Annotated in this window: 17 protein-coding genes; 6 read left to right on the top strand and 11 right to left on the bottom strand. The window is 39.2% G+C overall.

The features are described from left to right. Nucleotides 1-46 precede the first annotated feature (46 nt). The 3 genes from PKC55_RS05610 to PKC55_RS05600 all read right to left on the bottom strand — a co-directional run bounded on the left by PKC55_RS05610 (nucleotide 47) and on the right by PKC55_RS05600 (nucleotide 2277). Nucleotides 47-511: an Lrp/AsnC family transcriptional regulator gene (locus PKC55_RS05610; RefSeq protein WP_006842228.1), complete on the bottom strand. Its 465-nt coding sequence runs from the start codon at nucleotides 509-511 to the stop codon at nucleotides 47-49. A 142-nt stretch (nucleotides 512-653) separates the two neighbouring features. Continuing rightward, a complete protein-coding gene (locus PKC55_RS05605) occupies nucleotides 654-1673 on the bottom strand; it encodes an FKBP-type peptidyl-prolyl cis-trans isomerase (RefSeq protein ID WP_135103649.1) in 1020 nt (339 codons plus the stop codon). Between the two features lie 16 nt (nucleotides 1674-1689). Then, nucleotides 1690-2277: an FKBP-type peptidyl-prolyl cis-trans isomerase gene (locus PKC55_RS05600; protein ID WP_324372206.1), complete on the bottom strand. Its 588-nt coding sequence runs from the start codon at nucleotides 2275-2277 to the stop codon at nucleotides 1690-1692. Nucleotides 2278-2448: 171 nt separating this feature from the next. Here PKC55_RS05600 and PKC55_RS05595 point away from each other — a divergent pair, with 171 nt between their 5' ends. The 4 genes from PKC55_RS05595 to PKC55_RS05580 all read left to right on the top strand — a co-directional run bounded on the left by PKC55_RS05595 (nucleotide 2449) and on the right by PKC55_RS05580 (nucleotide 6429). Further along, nucleotides 2449-3144: an SIR2 family NAD-dependent protein deacylase gene (locus PKC55_RS05595; protein WP_291124216.1), complete on the top strand. Its 696-nt coding sequence runs from the start codon at nucleotides 2449-2451 to the stop codon at nucleotides 3142-3144. Nucleotide 3145: 1 nt separating this feature from the next. Further along, nucleotides 3146-4243 carry a carbohydrate-binding family 9-like protein gene (locus PKC55_RS05590; RefSeq protein ID WP_291124214.1) on the top strand — a complete coding sequence of 366 codons (1098 nt, stop codon included), beginning with the start codon at nucleotides 3146-3148 and terminating at the stop codon, nucleotides 4241-4243. Between the two features lie 13 nt (nucleotides 4244-4256). After that, on the top strand, nucleotides 4257-5336 hold the full coding sequence (locus PKC55_RS05585; protein ID WP_291124212.1) for a family 10 glycosylhydrolase: 1080 nt from the start codon (nucleotides 4257-4259) through the stop codon (nucleotides 5334-5336). Nucleotides 5337-5505: 169 nt separating this feature from the next. Then, nucleotides 5506-6429, top strand: coding sequence for a hypothetical protein (locus PKC55_RS05580; protein ID WP_291124210.1), 924 nt, complete (start codon nucleotides 5506-5508; stop codon nucleotides 6427-6429). Between the two features lie 65 nt (nucleotides 6430-6494). Here the strand turns inward: PKC55_RS05580 and PKC55_RS05575 are convergent, their stop codons facing one another. Both PKC55_RS05575 and PKC55_RS05570 read right to left on the bottom strand, forming a co-directional pair. Beyond that, entirely contained in the window at nucleotides 6495-7949 is a 1455-nt protein-coding gene (locus PKC55_RS05575; protein ID WP_291124209.1) for an aminoacyl-histidine dipeptidase, read from the bottom strand. A gap of 310 nt (nucleotides 7950-8259) precedes the next feature. Then, nucleotides 8260-9273, bottom strand: coding sequence for a lysylphosphatidylglycerol synthase transmembrane domain-containing protein (locus PKC55_RS05570; protein ID WP_283686816.1), 1014 nt, complete (start codon nucleotides 9271-9273; stop codon nucleotides 8260-8262). 107 nt (nucleotides 9274-9380) lie between these two features. Between PKC55_RS05570 and rsmA the strand changes: the two genes are divergently transcribed. Next, the gene (gene rsmA, locus PKC55_RS05565) at nucleotides 9381-10178 is read left to right on the top strand and encodes a 16S rRNA (adenine(1518)-N(6)/adenine(1519)-N(6))-dimethyltransferase RsmA (RefSeq protein WP_291124236.1); all 798 of its coding nucleotides are present in this window, start codon (nucleotides 9381-9383) and stop codon (nucleotides 10176-10178) included. Between the two features lie 32 nt (nucleotides 10179-10210). Further along, nucleotides 10211-11155 carry a magnesium/cobalt transporter CorA gene (gene corA, locus PKC55_RS05560; protein ID WP_135103656.1) on the top strand — a complete coding sequence of 315 codons (945 nt, stop codon included), beginning with the start codon at nucleotides 10211-10213 and terminating at the stop codon, nucleotides 11153-11155. Between the two features lie 67 nt (nucleotides 11156-11222). On the opposite strand, the gene PKC55_RS05555 is transcribed toward corA, so the two are convergent. The 6 genes from PKC55_RS05555 to PKC55_RS05530 form a co-directional block, all read right to left on the bottom strand. Continuing rightward, complete coding sequence (locus PKC55_RS05555; RefSeq protein ID WP_324372200.1) at nucleotides 11223-12152, bottom strand: polyphosphate kinase 2 family protein; 930 nt, start codon at nucleotides 12150-12152, stop codon at nucleotides 11223-11225. Nucleotides 12153-12174: 22 nt separating this feature from the next. Then, a complete protein-coding gene (locus PKC55_RS05550; RefSeq protein WP_252639231.1) occupies nucleotides 12175-12471 on the bottom strand; it encodes a hypothetical protein in 297 nt (98 codons plus the stop codon). A 119-nt stretch (nucleotides 12472-12590) separates the two neighbouring features. Further along, nucleotides 12591-13220, bottom strand: a complete 630-nt coding sequence (locus PKC55_RS05545) for a nitroreductase family protein (protein WP_291124205.1) — start codon at nucleotides 13218-13220, stop codon at nucleotides 12591-12593. A 235-nt stretch (nucleotides 13221-13455) separates the two neighbouring features. Beyond that, nucleotides 13456-13974 (bottom strand): gamma carbonic anhydrase family protein, encoded by a 519-nt coding sequence (locus PKC55_RS05540; RefSeq protein ID WP_135103660.1) that lies wholly within the window; start codon nucleotides 13972-13974, stop codon nucleotides 13456-13458. Nucleotides 13975-13980: 6 nt separating this feature from the next. Beyond that, the gene (locus tag PKC55_RS05535) at nucleotides 13981-15396 is read right to left on the bottom strand and encodes a TlpA disulfide reductase family protein (RefSeq protein WP_291124203.1); all 1416 of its coding nucleotides are present in this window, start codon (nucleotides 15394-15396) and stop codon (nucleotides 13981-13983) included. Next, nucleotides 15386-17158 (bottom strand): aminopeptidase P family protein, encoded by a 1773-nt coding sequence (locus tag PKC55_RS05530; RefSeq protein ID WP_324372196.1) that lies wholly within the window; start codon nucleotides 17156-17158, stop codon nucleotides 15386-15388. The genes PKC55_RS05535 and PKC55_RS05530 overlap by 11 nt, the downstream gene beginning before the upstream one ends. Nucleotides 17159-17178: the final 20 nt, after the last annotated feature.

Raw genomic sequence — 17178 nt, 5'->3', positions numbered from 1 at the left:
GCTTCAATTATCCTTCTCATCTATAATAGTATATAATAAGTTTCGATTATTCGGATTTAGATATAGGAATCTGGCGTTTTACTCCCTGACTCAAAGAAATCATAGTTTCTGTAGCTACAACTCCCGGAATATCTTGGATTTTGTTGTTCAGCAAGTCCATCAAGTGCTCGTTATCCTTTGCATACAACTTGATCAGAATGGTGTATGGGCCCGTTGTAAAATGAGATTCTACAATTTCAGGAATCTTATCCAATTCAGGAATTACTGTTTTATACATTGAGCCTCTTTCGAGTTTTACTCCTATATATGTACAAGTGTTGTAACCAAGAACTTTAGGATTAACAAAATATCCGGAACCTACGATTACATCCATCTCGATCATGCGTTGTACACGCTGATGGATTGCGGCACGTGAAACACCACATTCAAGAGCTACATCCTTAAATGGAATTCTTGCATTCTGGGATATAATCTCTAGAATCTTTTTATCAAGTTTGTCAATTTTTTGCATAATATGAGCGTTTTATCGTTATTATATCTCAAATATATGATATTTTTTACAATCTGTATGCTTTTTGCTCAATAATTTACTGAACTTGTGCCAAATTATTATTTAAATCCGTTGTTTTAACTTATTTTCTGACAATGTCAGATTATTGTTTCGGATTGATCTCAAGCAATTCAACTTCGAAAATAAGAGTTGAAAAAGGTTTGATTCTGTCTCCGCTACCTTGTGCACCGTAAGCAAGATCGTAAGGGATATAAAGAATCCATTTAGATCCTACAGGCATCAACTGTAAAGCTTCAGTCCATCCTTTGATAACGCGGTTAGCGTTGAATGTGATTGGCTCTTTACCTTCGTTGCTGTCAAATACAGTACCGTCTAGAAGTGTGCCTTTGTAGTTCACTTTTACCATATCTGCTGCAGCTGGTTTAGCTCCTGTTCCTTCTTTTACAACTTTGTATTGCAATCCGCTAGGTAGAGCAACAACACCTTCTTTTGTTTTGTTTTCAGCAAGGAATTTTTCACCTTCAGCAATTACTCCTGCATTTGCTTTCTTCAATTCTTCTTCTTCTCTTGCTTGAGCTTTAGCCTGAGCTTCCTGCATTTTTGCATTGAATACTGTAGATGGTTCAGCAACTGCAAATTTACCTTGTTTCATAGCTGTAGCCATTGCAGCAAGGAATGCATCGCTGTTTAGTTTTTCTTTCGAATTAGGACCATATATTTGTTGTATGATACCAGGCATCATTTGTTTTGATATCTGACCTCCAACTGATACACCGGCCATATAAGCAGCCTTTGATTCAGGTGCATTTAAAGATTCTTTTAGTCCGTTTAAGAACTCAGAGATGTTTCTTGCGTTTGATTTTACTACAGAATCCATTTTAGCTTTCATCTCTTTTTCTAATGCTGTCTTTTTCTGAGCATCAGTTTCTGCGCTTATTTTGCTAAGATATCCGGCTTTGATGCTTGTAGTGTCGCCTATGATACCTAGTTGTTGTAGATGCATAGACAATCCTTGCTCGTAAAGGCTAGCACCAAAAGCGTAAGAAATAGTATCGAGATCGGTCTTTAATGGAACGTTTGTAGAAACATTTCCACCACAAGATGTAAATAATGCTCCGAAAGCTACGATAGCCGAAAGAGCCACAACTTGAATTTTTTTCATTTTTTAAACTGAATTATTATTTGACAATATCTAAAATTTCCACTTCGAAAATTAAAGTTGAATTAGGTTCGATCGATTGCCCTGCTCCTGCTTTGCCATAAGCAAGATCAGAAGGGATAAATAATTTCCATTTCGAACCTACAGGCATTAATTGAAGGGCTTCTACCCACCCCGGTATTACCTGATTAACACCAAATGTGGCAGGCTGTCCGCGTTTTACAGAACTGTCGAACACTGTGCCATCGATAAGCGTACCGTGATAATGGCACTTAACCTGATCTGTAAGAGCCGGTTTAGGGCCATCACCTTTTTTAAGTATTTCGTATTGTAGTCCACTCGGAAGAGTTACTACACCTGCTTTGTTTTTGTTGATAGATAGAAATTCTTCACCTGCTTTAAGGTTGATTTCCAATTTCTCGTCTTGTAATTTGGTGAAATAGTCGTTAATCACTTGTTTAGCTTCTTCATAATCCATGTCAGTGTCTCCTCCGTTGATTACATCCTCCATTCCTTTAAGGAAAGAGTCGAAATCAACTTTGTTGATACCTGAGCTAAGGAAGTTATTTCCGATGCTTAAACCTAGAGCGTAACTAATTTTATCCATATTCTTTTCGTTTTATATCAGTCTTGTATGTCAAAGAAGTATTATTTCATGATATGACTGAATGTTTATTTAAATTTGCCAACAAAAGTAATTCTTTTCATGGGACTTTAATAAAATTTACCCCTGAAAAAACTATATTTGTATATGCTACTTACATTTTTTTAATAGTTTATGAGACATATTGTTGTATTAACCGGCGCAGGGATGAGTGCAGAGAGTGGCATTGCCACTTTTAGAGACTCCGGGGGACTGTGGGAGCAATACTCTATCGAAGATGTTGCCACTCCTGAAGGATTCAGCCGAAACCCTCAACTGGTACTTGATTTTTATAATGCCCGACGCAAGGCTGCTTTTGAGGCTAAGCCCAATAAAGGACACGTAGGATTAGTGGAGATGGAAAAAGATTATAAAGTGTCCATTATAACGCAGAATGTAGATGAACTGCATGAGAGAGCAGGCAGCACAAATGTTTTACATCTTCATGGGGAATTGAGTAAAGTGCGTTCGACGGTCGATCCTTCGTTGATTTATACCTTGACTCCTGATAATTGTGAGATTCACCTTGGAGATAAGTGTGAAAAAGGCTCACAGCTTCGCCCTCACATTGTTTGGTTTGGAGAGGCTGTGCCCATGATAGAAAAAGCAATGAAAATTGTACAAACGGCCGATATCTTTGTCGTGATAGGTACTTCTATGAACGTATATCCTGCCGCTGGCTTGCTTAATTATGTGCATGCGGGTGTACCTGTCTATCTGATCGACCCGAAAGAAGTGAATGTGCATCAGCCCGGAATACACTTTATAAAGAAGGGAGCTTCTGAAGGAGTGGCTGAACTTTGTGATATCCTTAAATTTCAAAATCAGTAAAATGAATTATATAAAATTATTTTGTTCTATTTCTTTTCTTCTTGTTTTTAATTTTTGTTATGCCCAGAATCACTTTAAAGGATATGAAAACCTATTTACTATTCCGGCAAACTACGTAGTACCTTATGCATCCAAAGCTCCGACAATTGATGGCGATATTAATGATCAAGTGTGGCTGAATACTCCTTGGTCTGATCGTTTTCAAGATATAGAGGGCGATGCCAAGCCTAAACCATATTACGATACTCGTGTAAAAATGCTTTGGGACGAATCATATCTTTATATTGCAGCCGAGTTGAAAGATCCGCATGTATGGGCTACCTTGACCAAGCGCGATGAGATTGTGTTTTTTGACAATGACTTCGAAGTGTTTATAGATCCATTAAACACTGCCCACAATTACTTTGAAATAGAGGTCAATGCATATAATAATATTTTCGATTTGTTTATGCATAAACCTTATCGGAGTGGAGGCGCAGCGCTCTTCAGTTGGGATACTCAGGGAATGCAACATGCCGTAAAAGTGCAGGGCACTATTAATAACCCTAATGATACAGATACAGGATGGACGGTAGAGATGGCAATCCCTTTCAGGGCTCTTACCTTGGGGAATGCTATAAATATTCCTAAAGATAAAGACGTATGGCGCATTAATTTTTCGAGAGTGCAATGGGAAACAGATATTGTAAATGGTAAGTATGTGAAAAGAAAAGATAGTGCAGGGAAGGTATTACCTGAAAATAACTGGGTGTGGTCTCCTCAAGGTGTTATCGATATGCATAGACCCGAAAGATGGGGTTATTTATTCTTTTCGAAAAACAAAGCAGGGGAAAAACAACCTCAGTTTGTATTGCCATATACTGAAAAGCAAAGACAATATTTATGGCTTGTGTACTATAAGCAGCAAGACTATAGGCGTGCGCATCAGCGTTATGCAACTAACTTTGCAGAGCTGAAAATGGATAGGCCGGAATTCGATATTGATAATAAAAGAAACAAACTAGAACTGTCTTCTACCGGCAGGAGATTCGAAGTCTCTATTAAAGATACTTCGGGTAAGAAGATTTATCTTAATGAAGAAGGATTGATAACTAAATAAAAAATAAAAAACTATGCGAAACCATTTTAAAATTTACTGGTTGACCTTATTACTATTGCCTTTTTTGTTCTCGAATTGTACAAGCAATATTGGTAATAAGCAGGCCGAAAATACTTACAAACATTGGGTGTGGATCAACCCTCAGGATTCTGATACGGAAGAGGAACTAGCCGTGAGGTATAAAAAATATCATGATGCGGGCATTGCGGGCATTTTCTTCGAAGCCGATAGTGAGAAGCATTATAGGGCGGCAAAAGCTCAGGGATTGGAAGCTCATCGTTGGATGTGGATAATGAATAGGGGAGATGCGTTGAAGGCTCACCCTGAATGGGCTGCTGTAAACAGAAAGGGTGAATCTTGTGCTGATCATCCGCCGTATGTAGATTATTACAGATGGATGTGTCCTTCTCGTCCCGAGGTTGCGGAGTTTCTGACCAAAGAGGTAGAGAATGCATTGTCTAAAGATTATGTTGATGGCATCCACATGGATTATGTTCGTTTCAGTGATGTGATATTGGCTGTTAATCTGTGGGATGTTTATGGTATTGTTCAAACACAAGAATTGCCCGAATACGATTTTTGCTATTGCGATGTATGTAAGGCTAAGTTTAAAGAAAAATATCATAAAGACATAGACAGTATTCAGTATCCTCAGGAGAATCTCTCGTGGAAATCTTTCAGATATGATGCTGTAACGGCAATTGTGAATAAGATTGGAGATGTGGCAAAAGCGCATCATAAGCCGCTTACTGCTGCCGTGTTTCCGACTCCGGACGTCGCGAAGCGTTTGGTAAGGCAGGATTGGACAAACTGGCCTTTGGATGCTGTTTACCCGATGATATATCATGGTTTCTATAAAGAAGATGTACCATGGATCGGTGATGCTGTTAAGCAGGGATTGAGAGGTATAGACGGTCGTTTCCCTCTCTATGCCGGATTGTATATACCCGACTTCAAAAACAATGAAGAAATCGAAGCCGGAATAAAATATGCATTGGAAAACGGAGCTTCGGGCGTTTCTATTTTCGGAAATGTTTCTGACGAAATATTGGCTATATTGTCTAAGTATAAGCAGAAGCCCGAGGAAAAGTGAAAGGCATCAAATAAGAAAATATAATATAAAAGCTATAGAGAGTAAGGCGTATTGTCTTGCTCTCTTTTCTTTTATAAATTATCTAGAATAAATTATATTGTATATCTTTACGCCTCATTATTATTGCATTTAATAATGAATATATAAACTTAACAAAACTATTATCGTAATGAAAAAACTACTATTTTTTCTATGCGCAACTATTCTGTTTGCGTCTTGTAGCAATGACTCGGAAGAAGTACCCACAACAAATAAAACGTATAAGGTTACGTTTGATGTATCTAACTTTAGTGTAGATGTTAAATCATTGAAAGCTGACACCTATAACAATCAACTCTTTTATATCATTTACGAGAAAGAGAGTGGCAAAGGAGTGAAAGGGTGGAAGTTTAAAGAAATGGTTGGACAACTAACAGAGGAACTCCCTGAAGGTAACTACTATATTGCTTTTATCTCTTATCCGACCGGAGGTATGAGCTCTCCTCCAACAGAAGGAGCAATTGATGTAAAGGATAATAATTTCTATACCGACTATTTTGAGAATCCTCCTACATGGATAATGGGGAATATGGGTAGTAGATATATATATTACGAAAAGGTTAATTTCTCGGTAGCTGCGAATAACCCGGATGTGCCGATACAGGTAACCTTACAACCGATGTGGTCTGAGGTGACCGTTGAAGTGACCGATGCCAATACATGTTCTTTGCCTGAGGGTACAACTACAATTGGCTGTGTGATCACTCCTTTTTATTCCGGAATATCTATAGCAGAAGGTATTCCTACTCGTAGCTCAGAAGCATCTTGGGGATGGGGTGACCTATCTAATACTAATGTTGATAAATTTAGAGAACACAAAATAATTACAGATAGGCATGCAACAGCAGGTAAAGATGTTACTGTGAAGCTGGTATTTGTAAAGCAGATTGCTACCGGTGATACTGTTCTAGGCGAAAGGGAGATATACAAAGGGGATATCGAAGGAGGTAAACGTATAACTTTCAGAGGAGCATTAGGCAAGGCTGCAACGTCTACAACATTTAAAGTGTCATTAGTAGACCTGACGGATGGAGGAATAATACCTTTTGATTGATATAGAAACGATAGATTAGAAAAGTAAAACGGCGGGTATTTTTGAATTTCCCGCCGTTTCTTCTTTTATTTTATGTTCTCTAGGGTTTTAACCAGATAATCATAGAATTTGCTTACTGTATCTATTTCTACAAACTCGTCAGGAGAGTGTGCATTTAAAATAGTAGGGCCAAACGATACAATGTCTAATCCCGGTGTGCTACCCAAAATGATACCACATTCTAATCCTGCATGTACCACTACCACATGCGCGTCTTCGTTATACATATCTTTGTATAATTTAGCCATCATGTTTAGCGTATCCGATTGAGCATTCGGCTGCCATCCCGGATAACCATTTTCGATAGATACTTTTGCACCTGCAAGGGCAAATACACTTTCGAGGCTTGAGCAAATTTCATCTTTGCGTGTCTCGGAAGAGCTACGAGCAAGCATTTTCGCAGAAATACGACCTGCTTCAGACTTAACAGAAGCTAAGTTTGTAGAAGTTTCTACAATGCCTTCAAAGTCAGTTAGCATACTGATTACTCCATTTTGGCAACCAATAACAGCATTGATAACGCTGTCTTGTATTTCCTCTGGGATAAGCGTTTTCGGTAAGTCTGTTTTTGCTGCTTTGAATGAAAGGTTTGCTTCTACAGCTTTATATTCTTCTTTAAATATCTTTTCGTACTCTTTTACCAGTTTTAGGAAGTCCTTCTCATCTTCTTCGGGTAGAGTAACGATAGCTACAGCTTCACGAGGGATCGCATTTCTTAGTGAACCGCCATCGATGGCAGACAAACGCACCTCATAATTGCTTACTGCTTCTTTGAGGAAGTAAAACATAAGCTTGTTGGCATTTGCTCTTCCCATGTGTATTTCAGTTCCCGAGTGCCCCCCTCTAAGGCCTGTAAGCGATATTTTATAAGCAACATCACCCGCTGGTACTTCTGCATCTTTAAATTCCCAATCGGCATTAACGTCTGCACCTCCGGCGCAACCTACACATAGCTCGCCGATCTCTTCGGTATCCAGATTCAGCAATACGTTTCCTGAAAGAAATCCTTTTTTCAATCCGCTTGCACCAACCATACCTACCTCTTCGTCTACTGTAAATAAGGCTTCTATTTTTCCATGTTTCAGTGTCCTGTCTTCGAGGACAGCCATCATGGCGGCAGCTCCGATTCCGTTGTCTGCTCCCAATGTGGTAGATTTAGCCTTTACTCGACTGCCATCTATTTGAGTTTCTATAGGGTCTTTTGTGAAGTCATGCTTTACATTCGAGTTCTTCTGAGGAACCATGTCCAAGTGCGACTGAAGTATCACTACCGGAGCTTTTTCCATTCCTTTGGTGGCAGGCTTGGTAATAACAATGTTTCCTGTTTTGTCCTGTTTTACTTCTAGTCCCAATGATTTGCCGAAATCAATGACAAATTTTGTCACCTCCTTCATCTGTCCTGTAGGGCGAGGAATCTGGGTCAGGTCGTAGAAGTGTTTCCACAACTGTTGCGGTTTTAGTTTAAGTATTTCTTTAGACATAATATGTTATGTTTTAAAATTACGAATAGTAACAAAGATAAGAATTTTCGATGAAGTCTTTTACATATATAATGAAAAGAGTAGACGGTAAACTCTTTTTTATAACTTTTTGTTATTCTTATTCTTTTCGTGCTTTTTTATTCAAAAGGTGACAAAAGTGACACTTTTTTACATGTGTTTTATTGTAACCTTTTCTTCTTTAATTTACAGGGGATTGCTTTTCTATGGAACGAAAGTACAAAGCTCAAAGCTCTCATATTATTAGATAAATCTAAAATATAAAAGTGTAGATGTGGAAATGATGAAAGAATTATTTCTTTTGTTTTTTCAAAGCCAGCATGGCAATGCCGAACAGCCCGCAAATAATCACCCAGATAGATTGCACAGCAAACACGCCTGTAGCAAACGCCGTTGCATGTAGTTTGTCTACACCATACAGGCTTAACGATGCTATTACTGCTATTTGCCAAGGGCCTAGTCCTCCGTTAGATGGTACTCCCATGCTTATACTACTCAAAGCGAAAGCGATGAGTCCGGCGGTGATTCCCAAGTCGGCTGTAAAATCGAAAGCGAAGAATGTAATGTAGAAATAACAAAAATAAGAACCCCAGATGCCTATTGTGTATAAGAATACACGCCCTTTGGTATTCATTTTCCAAATTGCTTTCAAGTCACTTGCGATACTTGACAGGAATCCTTTTATCTTACGTACAATAACATTTTCTTTGAAAAACCTAAAGACAATGTATGTGGTTATTATTGCAGCGCCGATAGCTAAGTATAATAAAGGGGATTTGAATATACCGGATATAGTATTGAACGTTGTTTGGTTTTGTTCCAGTTGCGTCAAAAAGAATTGCATGTTGAACAAAAAGGCCACCAAAGATATTATAGCAACGGTAATTGTGTCAAATATCCGATCGAGAATCATCGTTCCGAATAATTTGGAGAAAGGGATGTTGTCTTCCTTGGCTATTACACCGCATCTCCATATCTCGCCTGCACGTGGCAAAGCAAAGTTAACGGCATAACCGCCATAGATTGCATAATTGAGGTTCGATATTTTGGGAGAGTAACCCAATGGAGTAATAAAAAGAGCCCAACGGTATCCTCTGATTGTATTTCCTAGAAGCCCGAATAGTAGAGAGAATAACAGTATCCCCCAGTTGGCATCTTTCAATATTTCCCAAAGTTGACTCGGGTCAATTTTACTAATAAGATAATATATGATCGCAATTCCTAATCCTAGGGGTAATACGACTTTTATAAGATTGTTTAATAAAGAGCTTTTCTTTTGTGTTACAACTTCATCTGTTTCTTCCATTCCCCAAATTTAAATGTAGCGGTTTCAGAATAAAGGTCTTTTAATACGAACGATTTTCAGTAATAAATACTACCTTTGCCGCTGCAAATATAATGATAATTATAAGTATGGGGGCAGTTAAGCCGAAGAAATTCTTAGGACAGCACTTTCTCAAAGATCTGGATATTGCACGTCGGATTGCCGATACATTGGATGATTTTACCGATGTGCCGGTAATTGAGGTTGGTCCGGGAATGGGTGTGCTGACTCAATTTCTTATCGAAAAGGAGAAAGACTTAACCGTTGTTGAGCTCGACCGCGATTCTGTGCCATATCTTAACGAGCATTATCCTGCTTTGCATGGGCGTATAGTAGAAGGCGATTTTCTCACTCTTGATTTGTCGGTTATTTATCCGGACAAATTCTGTGTGATAGGAAATTATCCTTATAATATTTCGTCCCAGATATTTTTTAAAGTTCTTGAGTATAAAGATAAAGTTCCGTGTTGCTCAGGAATGCTCCAGAAAGAAGTTGCCGAACGTATAGCCGCTAAGCCGGGAGGTAAGACATACGGCATATTAAGTGTTTTGCTACAAGCATGGTACGATATAGAATATCTATTTACGGTCAGCGAAAAGGTATTCGACCCTCCGCCGAGAGTGAAATCCGCCGTGGTTAAGCTGGTTCGCAATAAGAGAGAACATCTGGACTGTGATGAGAAATTGTTTAAAACTGTTGTGAAAACAGGATTTAATCAGCGTCGAAAGACCCTTAGAAACTCTATGAAGCCTCTGTTAGGAAAAGATTGCGAAGCGTATGCCGACCCTATCTTTGACGAACGACCCGAGCGCCTCTCGGTTGCAGATTTCGAAAAGTTGACAAATATAGTCTCAGCTTTTCTGCCCGGGAGAAGTAGTGAGAAGTAAAGGAAGTCCTAACACTTAAAAAAGAATAGCTCATGTCAGAAGTAAAATTATTCTATCACAAAGACAATGTCATACGAATGAGCCGTAGCATTGAATTTTTGAAAGCCACCCCTATTAAGGATTTTCTATGGATCGACCTTAATAATGTAGATGAGGAGATAGAAAGCGAGTTAGAAGATTATCTGAAAATATATATCCAGGAAGAAGAGGAGATGGTAGAGATCGAGATGTCGTCCCGTTATATGGAGACGGCAGACTCATTGGTTGTGAATTCCAACTTCTTACTTGGAACTTTCGAGAGAGAACCGGTTTCTTTTATCATAAAGAACAATATTCTTATTACCGTCCGCAGTGAGGATTTATCGTCCTTCCACGAGACAATAAAGAAAATATCGGCTAATCCTAAGATGTATCCTACCGGTTATCATGTGTTTGTCGCTATTTTAGAGACACGGGTAGAACTCGATGCCGACATGATCGAACGCATGACCCAGCAGATTACGTCATTGTCTAATAGCATCAGTATAAAAGAGGCTGACGAAGAGCTTTTGATGGAAATCAAAGACTTGCAGGAAAAGACCATGATGCTGAGGGAGAATATTATCGACAAGCAGCGGGCTGTATCGAGTATGCTCAAAAGTGAACTGATGCCAAGAGAGTTGCATGCCAGAATTACGATTCTGATAAAGGACATAAACTCTCTGCTCGAACATATCCGCTTTAGCTTCGACAGGCTCGACTATCTGCAAGATACATTCCTCGGGTTTGTTAATATCGAGCAAAATAAGATCATCAAAATGTTTACCGTGATCTCCGTTATATTTATGCCTCCTACACTTATTGCAAGTATTTATGGGATGAACTTTGGAGAAATGCCCGAACTGGAATGGAAATATGGCTACGAATTTTCTATCGGACTGATGATAGCTGCTGTTGCTGTTATTCTCTTTTATTTCAGACGGCAGAAGTGGTTGTAATTATCTAAATGTAAATTGATTACTAAAATAAAGGCAGCGTTGAGATAATCAGCGCTGCCTTCTTTTTTTATTTTTTCTTGTCTTTCTTTTCCTTCTTTATCTTAGGCTTTTCTTCCTGCGTTTTTGACATGGATTTCTTGGCATTCTCTATCTCTATCTTGGCTTCGTCTGTCAGTTCGGGATAGTGAAGGTCTAGTTCCTCTATTCTGTCACTGATGATTTGACCAATAATATAGCGCATAAACCACTTGTTGTCTGCCGGAATAACGTGCCAAGGAGCTTCGTCGGTCGATGTATGTGTCAGCATATCTGAGTATGCCTCCATATAGTTGTCCCAGTATGCACGCTCTTTGAGGTCTGCTGCCGAAAATTTCCAGTTCTTAGACTCATCATTCAGTCTGGCAAGAAAGCGTTTCTCCTGTTCATCGTGCGAAACATTGAGAAAGAACTTCAATACGATTGTTCCATTTTCAGTCAGATGCCTTTCAAAGTCGTTTATCTGCCTGTAACGTTTTTCCCAAAACTTATCATCGATATCTTCCGTCTTTGTGATATTGGGTAATTTTCCGTTTAATACAATCGCCGGATGAACCTTTGCTACGAGTACATCTTCGTAATGAGACCTGTTGAATATACCGATTCTTCCGCGCTCGGGTAAGCACTTGTATATACGCCACAGATAGTCGTGGTCGAGTTCCTCAGCCGATGGTTGTTTGAAGGCAAATACCTGACAGCCTTGCGGGTTGATACCCGACATCACATGTTTGATTGTGCCATCTTTTCCCGCAGCATCCATTGCCTGAAATATGATCAGCACAGAATAGCGGTCTTGTGCATAAAGCTTATCTTGCAGTTTCGACAGTTTATCTATACTTTCTTCAAGAAGCTTTTCCCCTTTCTGTTTTGATAATCCGGCGGTGTAATCTGTTTTGAAGTTGGATACTTTATGCTTTTCTCCGGGTTTTGCAATTATCCTTTTCAGAATTTCTTTTTTCATAACTATTTAATTTATAGTTCTATTATGCTAGGAAACTTTCAATCAAAATGCAGATGCAGAAAAGCCCGAAGTTGGCGGGTATTACTGTCCATGCGCTTATCTTGTCTTTGATTAGCCTGACTGCAAGTAAAACTCCAATCAGTCCGCAAATTGTATTCAAAACCAGTATCCATTCCGGTATCTTGTAAAGATAGAGGATGTTGCCAAAATTATAATTATATAGTAATCTGAGTTGGAAATATATCCAGCATATATTTAGTATTATCAGTAATATTCCTATGATAACATTAACCAGATTACTATATTTCTTTTCTGTCATTTCCAATAATGTAAAAAGTGACAAAAGTGACAGTTTTTACCCTGTTTCTATTTGTAACCTTATTTCCCCGCTTTTTGTTTAGTATCTGTATATAAAAAGATAATTATTCTCACAGAAAATTATTTGATGACTTCAATCAGGTCGCTAAGGTCTTTTCTTACTTTCGGTTGATTCTGCAGCCAGTCGAGGTTTTCATCTTTATATCCCAAAGGAAGAATAAATGTCGCAGAAAGGTTCTGTATTGGTAAGTCGAGGATACGGTTTAAAGCATCCCTGTCAAAGCCCTCGATAGGAAGTGTCTCTATACGTTCGTTCGCTGCAACTGTACACGCCACTCCCAGTGCGATATAAGTTTGTTGGGAAAGCCAGTTCTTTACATTACTGCCATTTTTCTCAATAAAGAATTCTATCTTTTTTCTATATTTATCGCACCACTCTTTACTCGGATTCCTTTTTTTGTTTATCAAATCGAAATAGTCGTCAAGGTACTTTTCTGTAATTTGTGTATATGAAGCAAATACCAATAGGTGCGAACATCCGGTAATTGGCTGTTGCTCGCATGCTTCATTGTATATCTTTTCTTTTAAATCTTTGTTTTCTATAACAAATACTTTAAATGCCTGCATCCCCAGAGAAGTGGGGGTGAGGTTGATTGCTTCAAGTATTCTTTCTACTACATCTTGTGGAACTTTGGCTCCATTCATCCCTTTACATGCATGTCGCCATTTAAGATCTTCTATTAAGCTCATATTATTGTTTTAGTTTAAATAGTCTGGGGGAGTCGTGCTCGTTTTCTTTTATGATCTTAAAAGTCTAATCTTACCGCACGATTCCTTTTATCTATACTTAGTGAATTTTGTTTGTATTTTATTTTAGGCAGAGGAATTTCATTTTCCGACTGATCGATTGCTTCCTGTAGCGTATCTCTCAGGGTTTGAAATTCCTCTGCCCATATTTAATTATAAGTATTTTCCTTAATCGGTTTTATTCTTCTTTAAACCAACCCGAATACATCAGGTAATTTTTTGCTATTTTCTGGTTCATTTCTTTCGCTTGTTCCGAATCTACTTTTTTTACAAACTTGGCAGGTACACCTGCATAGATACTTCCCGGCTCTACCTGTGTACCGCTCAGTACCACCGATCCTGCTGCAATAATCGCACCTTCGCCTATCACTGCATGATCGAGAACAATGGCTCCCATACCTATCAGTGCACCGTTTTCTATTTTTGCGCCATGCACCACCACGTTATGACCAATGGATACATCGTCGCCTATTTCTACTACAGACTTTTGGTACAAAGTGTGTAACACACTGCCATCTTGTATGTTTACCCTGTTTCCGATGCGTATAGAGTTTACGTCGCCACGCAATACGGTGTTAAACCAAATGCTACAATCTTTACCTATTACCACATCGCCGATTATTGTAGCGTTTTCGGCCATGTATGTATTTTCTCCAATCTCAGGTGTAAACCCTCTGACTTCTTTTATTAATGCCATTATCTTTTATTTTGTATAATAATCGAAGAACTGTTCCAGTCCTTTAGAATCTATTTTCTTTGCAACTATTTTTTTGTTTTTATCCAGCACAAACACCGACGGAATGTATGATGTATCATAGTTCAGCCAGTATTGTGATATATTATTCGGGTCGGCGGCGTTGATCCAGCCGGTCATCTTATTATTCTTTACAAACTTATCCCATTCTTTTTTGTCGCTTCCCTTTATGTCGATGGCTACTACCTGCAATCCTTTGTCTTTGTATTTGGTATATACCTCATTGTATATGCGAGGTGTTTCTTCTATACAGTGATTACAGTCGTGACCATAGAAATACAATATCAGGTATTCGGCTTTTATGTCGTTTGTCTCAATTGTCTTACCGTCTATTGTTGTCAGTTTTATATTGCGGGCTCTCATGCCTATGCGATTGTTTTTGATATGCTCATACATATACTGCAATCCCGACACCTGAGCACTATCTATCCACGCCAGGTTTTTGCCGAAGACGTAATCTTCGCAAAGCTTTGCCCAGATATTCTCATCGCCCATTCTGTCGCTCGAAGTGGTTGTATTTATCAGATAAGACAACATTTCTTTAAAACACACTTCATTCTCTTTTGTTCTGCTCACAAGCTTAGTTGCTGCTACCGCCAAAGAATCGGGCGTAGGATTTACCCACTGAGTCATATATGATTCTATATAGCTGGTCAAATAATTTGTTCGCCACAGACGAGGGTCGGTAAGGTTTATATTATCGAAATAATGTACTTTCCCGTACTTGTTGTTTTCTGCAAATTCTTTATCATTCTTAGGGTCGGTGTAAGGTAACGTGATCGGAGTCATACCCTTTAGGAAAGTTCCAAACCAATTCGTCTTATTTTCTTTGATAAGATTGTTTACATAGGTCTGCGCTATTTGCTCTTCGGTTGCTATTTCCTTTTCTATGCCGGCTCTTTTTTGCGGAGTAAGATCTGATGCCGATAGCTGATCTTCGAGTGTCTCTCTCAAAGCATCATTCTCTGCTACCTTGTTGAGATAGCTCCACAGTAGGCGCGTGTCATCGTTTCCTGTTACAGTGCTTTTTAAGAAATTATCCTTGTTGATTGTTATCTGCATTTTGCTCTGTTCGCTGCCAAAGAGCATGTCTGTTCTGAAGTCAGGTGCTATATAAAGAAAATATTGCCCTTCGGGATACTTCTCTTTCGCTGTAAATACACCTTTACCGGCCGCAGAAAGGACGACGGAGTCTTTTGCGTATGTAGCGCCCCGCCAATATTGTCCCAGATACAGTTTCTTTCCACTCTGTCCCGGATAAGTCACTTCTAAGTTGAACTTATTGTCGGGACTTTTAATAGTTTGAGCCTCCATCTCAAACGTGAAAAGGAGGCTCAATAATATAACAGTTATTTTAAATCTCATGAGTTTTTTCTTTTAACCATTGTTTTTCGTCTTCAGTCAATAGTGGAGAAAGACGATCATATACAAATTTGTGATATTCGTTAAGCCAGATGATTTCTTTCTCTGTCAACATTTCTTTTACTATAGGTGTCGTATCTATAGGGTAAAGAGTCAGCGTTTCGAAAGAATAGAAATCTCCGAATTCGGTAGTCATCTCATGTTTCGTACGAATGAGGTTTTCGATACGGATACCGTATTGTCCTGCTCTGTACAGTCCCGGTTCATTAGATGTTACCATTCCTGGTTGCAGAGTTGTAGGGTTCTCATTCATTCTTATGTTTTGAGGGCCTTCGTGTACATTCAGGAAATGTCCGATACCATGCCCTGTTCCGTGCAGGTAGTTTAGTCCTTCATCCCACAGCGCCTTGCGAGCCAAGATATCTAACTGGCTTCCTCTTGTACCTTGAGGATATATAGCTGTTGCCAGATTGATATGTCCTTTCAGTACCATGGTGTAGTCCTTTTTCATCTGGTCGGTAAGCGGGCCTACTGCCAGTGTACGGGTTATATCAGTCGTGCCGTCGAAATACTGAGCACCGGAGTCTACAAGCAGCAAACCTTCGGGTTTAACCGGTAGTGAGCTTTCATTGCTTACATGATAGTGAACGATTGCCCCGTTCGGACCATAGCCCGAGATTGTATCAAAGCTTTCTCCTACAAAGTTTTTCTGTTGACTTCTGTATTCCACCAGTTTTTCGGGTATCATAATTTCCGTCACATTTCCACCGGGTACTGCTTTTTCGAGCCACATAAAGAAGCGTACCAATGCAACACCATCGCGCTCCATTGCATTGCGGATACCTTGAACCTCTGTATCGTTTTTGATACTCTTCATCAGGTCTGCCGGAGATGGCATATCGATAATGCGGCATCCATCGGGTATCGTATTATATAGCTTGAAAGTTACTTTGTTCGCATCCAAACAAACAGGAGTGTTTAGTTTCGATACATAATCAAATACCTTATCGTATTCGGCAATTGTAACCCCTTCTGCTTTCAGGTAATCGGAAATTTCCGATGTTAGTTTTTTAGGATTGATAAACAATACTGTTTCTTCTTTCGAAACATAGGCGTAACTAACAGCTACAGGGTTGCACTTTACGTCGTTACCTCTGATATTGAAAATCCAGGCGATTGTATCTAATGATGCCACAAGCAAAGATTCTGCTCCATTTTTCTCTACAGCATCGCAAATACGTGCTATTTTTTTATGTGCCGCTTCGCCCGCATATTTTTCAGGTAGTACGAAGATTGTATTCGTAGGTATTTCGGGTCTGTCGTTCCATATTTTGCTGAACGGATCGTAATCACTAATAAGGTGCAATCCTTTCATGTTTAATTTGTGGGTAAGGTTCATGGCTTCCTTAGCTGCATACACAGTGCCATCTATACCAACGTATTCTCCTTTTCCCAGTTCGGTGGTTAGCCACTCTTCTATACTTGGGGTAGAAGGAAGTCCTTCTTTGAATAATTCGATATCAGCTCCTTCCAGTTCTTTTGCCCCTTGCAGAAAATAGCGGGAGTCTGTCCACAGCCCTGCTTTTTCGCGAGTGACTACAACTGTTCCGGCCGACCCTGTGAATCCACTGATCCATTCGCGCGAAGCCCAGTGCGAAGCCGGGTATTCACTTAGATGGGAGTCGGTGCTGGGGATGATAAAAGCATGTAAGCCTTTTTCTCCCATAAATTCGCGTAGTGCCGCAAGTCTTTTATTTATATTCATAACTATATTGTTTTGGTATT

It is taken from the genome of Dysgonomonas sp., assembly GCF_035323175.1.
In the GTDB taxonomy this organism is placed as follows: domain Bacteria; phylum Bacteroidota; class Bacteroidia; order Bacteroidales; family Dysgonomonadaceae; genus Dysgonomonas.
This window is presented reverse-complemented; position numbering and strand designations above follow the sequence as displayed.

Excerpts from the sequence above, each read along its gene's own strand:
- PKC55_RS05530 (WP_324372196.1), bottom strand. The coding sequence starts at position 17,158 with ATGAATATAAATAAAAGACTTGCGGCACTACGCGAATTTATGGGAGAA.
- PKC55_RS05595 (WP_291124216.1), top strand. The coding sequence starts at position 2,449 with ATGAGACATATTGTTGTATTAACCGGCGCAGGGATGAGTGCAGAGAGT.
- PKC55_RS05540 (WP_135103660.1), bottom strand. The coding sequence starts at position 13,974 with ATGGCATTAATAAAAGAAGTCAGAGGGTTTACACCTGAGATTGGAGAA.
- PKC55_RS05575 (WP_291124209.1), bottom strand. The coding sequence starts at position 7,949 with ATGTCTAAAGAAATACTTAAACTAAAACCGCAACAGTTGTGGAAACAC.
- PKC55_RS05535 (WP_291124203.1), bottom strand. The coding sequence starts at position 15,396 with ATGAGATTTAAAATAACTGTTATATTATTGAGCCTCCTTTTCACGTTT.
- PKC55_RS05590 (WP_291124214.1), top strand. The coding sequence starts at position 3,146 with ATGAATTATATAAAATTATTTTGTTCTATTTCTTTTCTTCTTGTTTTT.
- rsmA (WP_291124236.1), top strand. The coding sequence starts at position 9,381 with ATGGGGGCAGTTAAGCCGAAGAAATTCTTAGGACAGCACTTTCTCAAA.
- PKC55_RS05545 (WP_291124205.1), bottom strand. The coding sequence starts at position 13,220 with ATGAGCTTAATAGAAGATCTTAAATGGCGACATGCATGTAAAGGGATG.
- PKC55_RS05600 (WP_324372206.1), bottom strand. The coding sequence starts at position 2,277 with ATGGATAAAATTAGTTACGCTCTAGGTTTAAGCATCGGAAATAACTTC.
- PKC55_RS05580 (WP_291124210.1), top strand. The coding sequence starts at position 5,506 with ATGAAAAAACTACTATTTTTTCTATGCGCAACTATTCTGTTTGCGTCT.
- PKC55_RS05605 (WP_135103649.1), bottom strand. The coding sequence starts at position 1,673 with ATGAAAAAAATTCAAGTTGTGGCTCTTTCGGCTATCGTAGCTTTCGGA.
- PKC55_RS05555 (WP_324372200.1), bottom strand. The coding sequence starts at position 12,152 with ATGAAAAAAGAAATTCTGAAAAGGATAATTGCAAAACCCGGAGAAAAG.
- PKC55_RS05550 (WP_252639231.1), bottom strand. The coding sequence starts at position 12,471 with ATGACAGAAAAGAAATATAGTAATCTGGTTAATGTTATCATAGGAATA.
- PKC55_RS05585 (WP_291124212.1), top strand. The coding sequence starts at position 4,257 with ATGCGAAACCATTTTAAAATTTACTGGTTGACCTTATTACTATTGCCT.
- corA (WP_135103656.1), top strand. The coding sequence starts at position 10,211 with ATGTCAGAAGTAAAATTATTCTATCACAAAGACAATGTCATACGAATG.
- PKC55_RS05610 (WP_006842228.1), bottom strand. The coding sequence starts at position 511 with ATGCAAAAAATTGACAAACTTGATAAAAAGATTCTAGAGATTATATCC.
- PKC55_RS05570 (WP_283686816.1), bottom strand. The coding sequence starts at position 9,273 with ATGGAAGAAACAGATGAAGTTGTAACACAAAAGAAAAGCTCTTTATTA.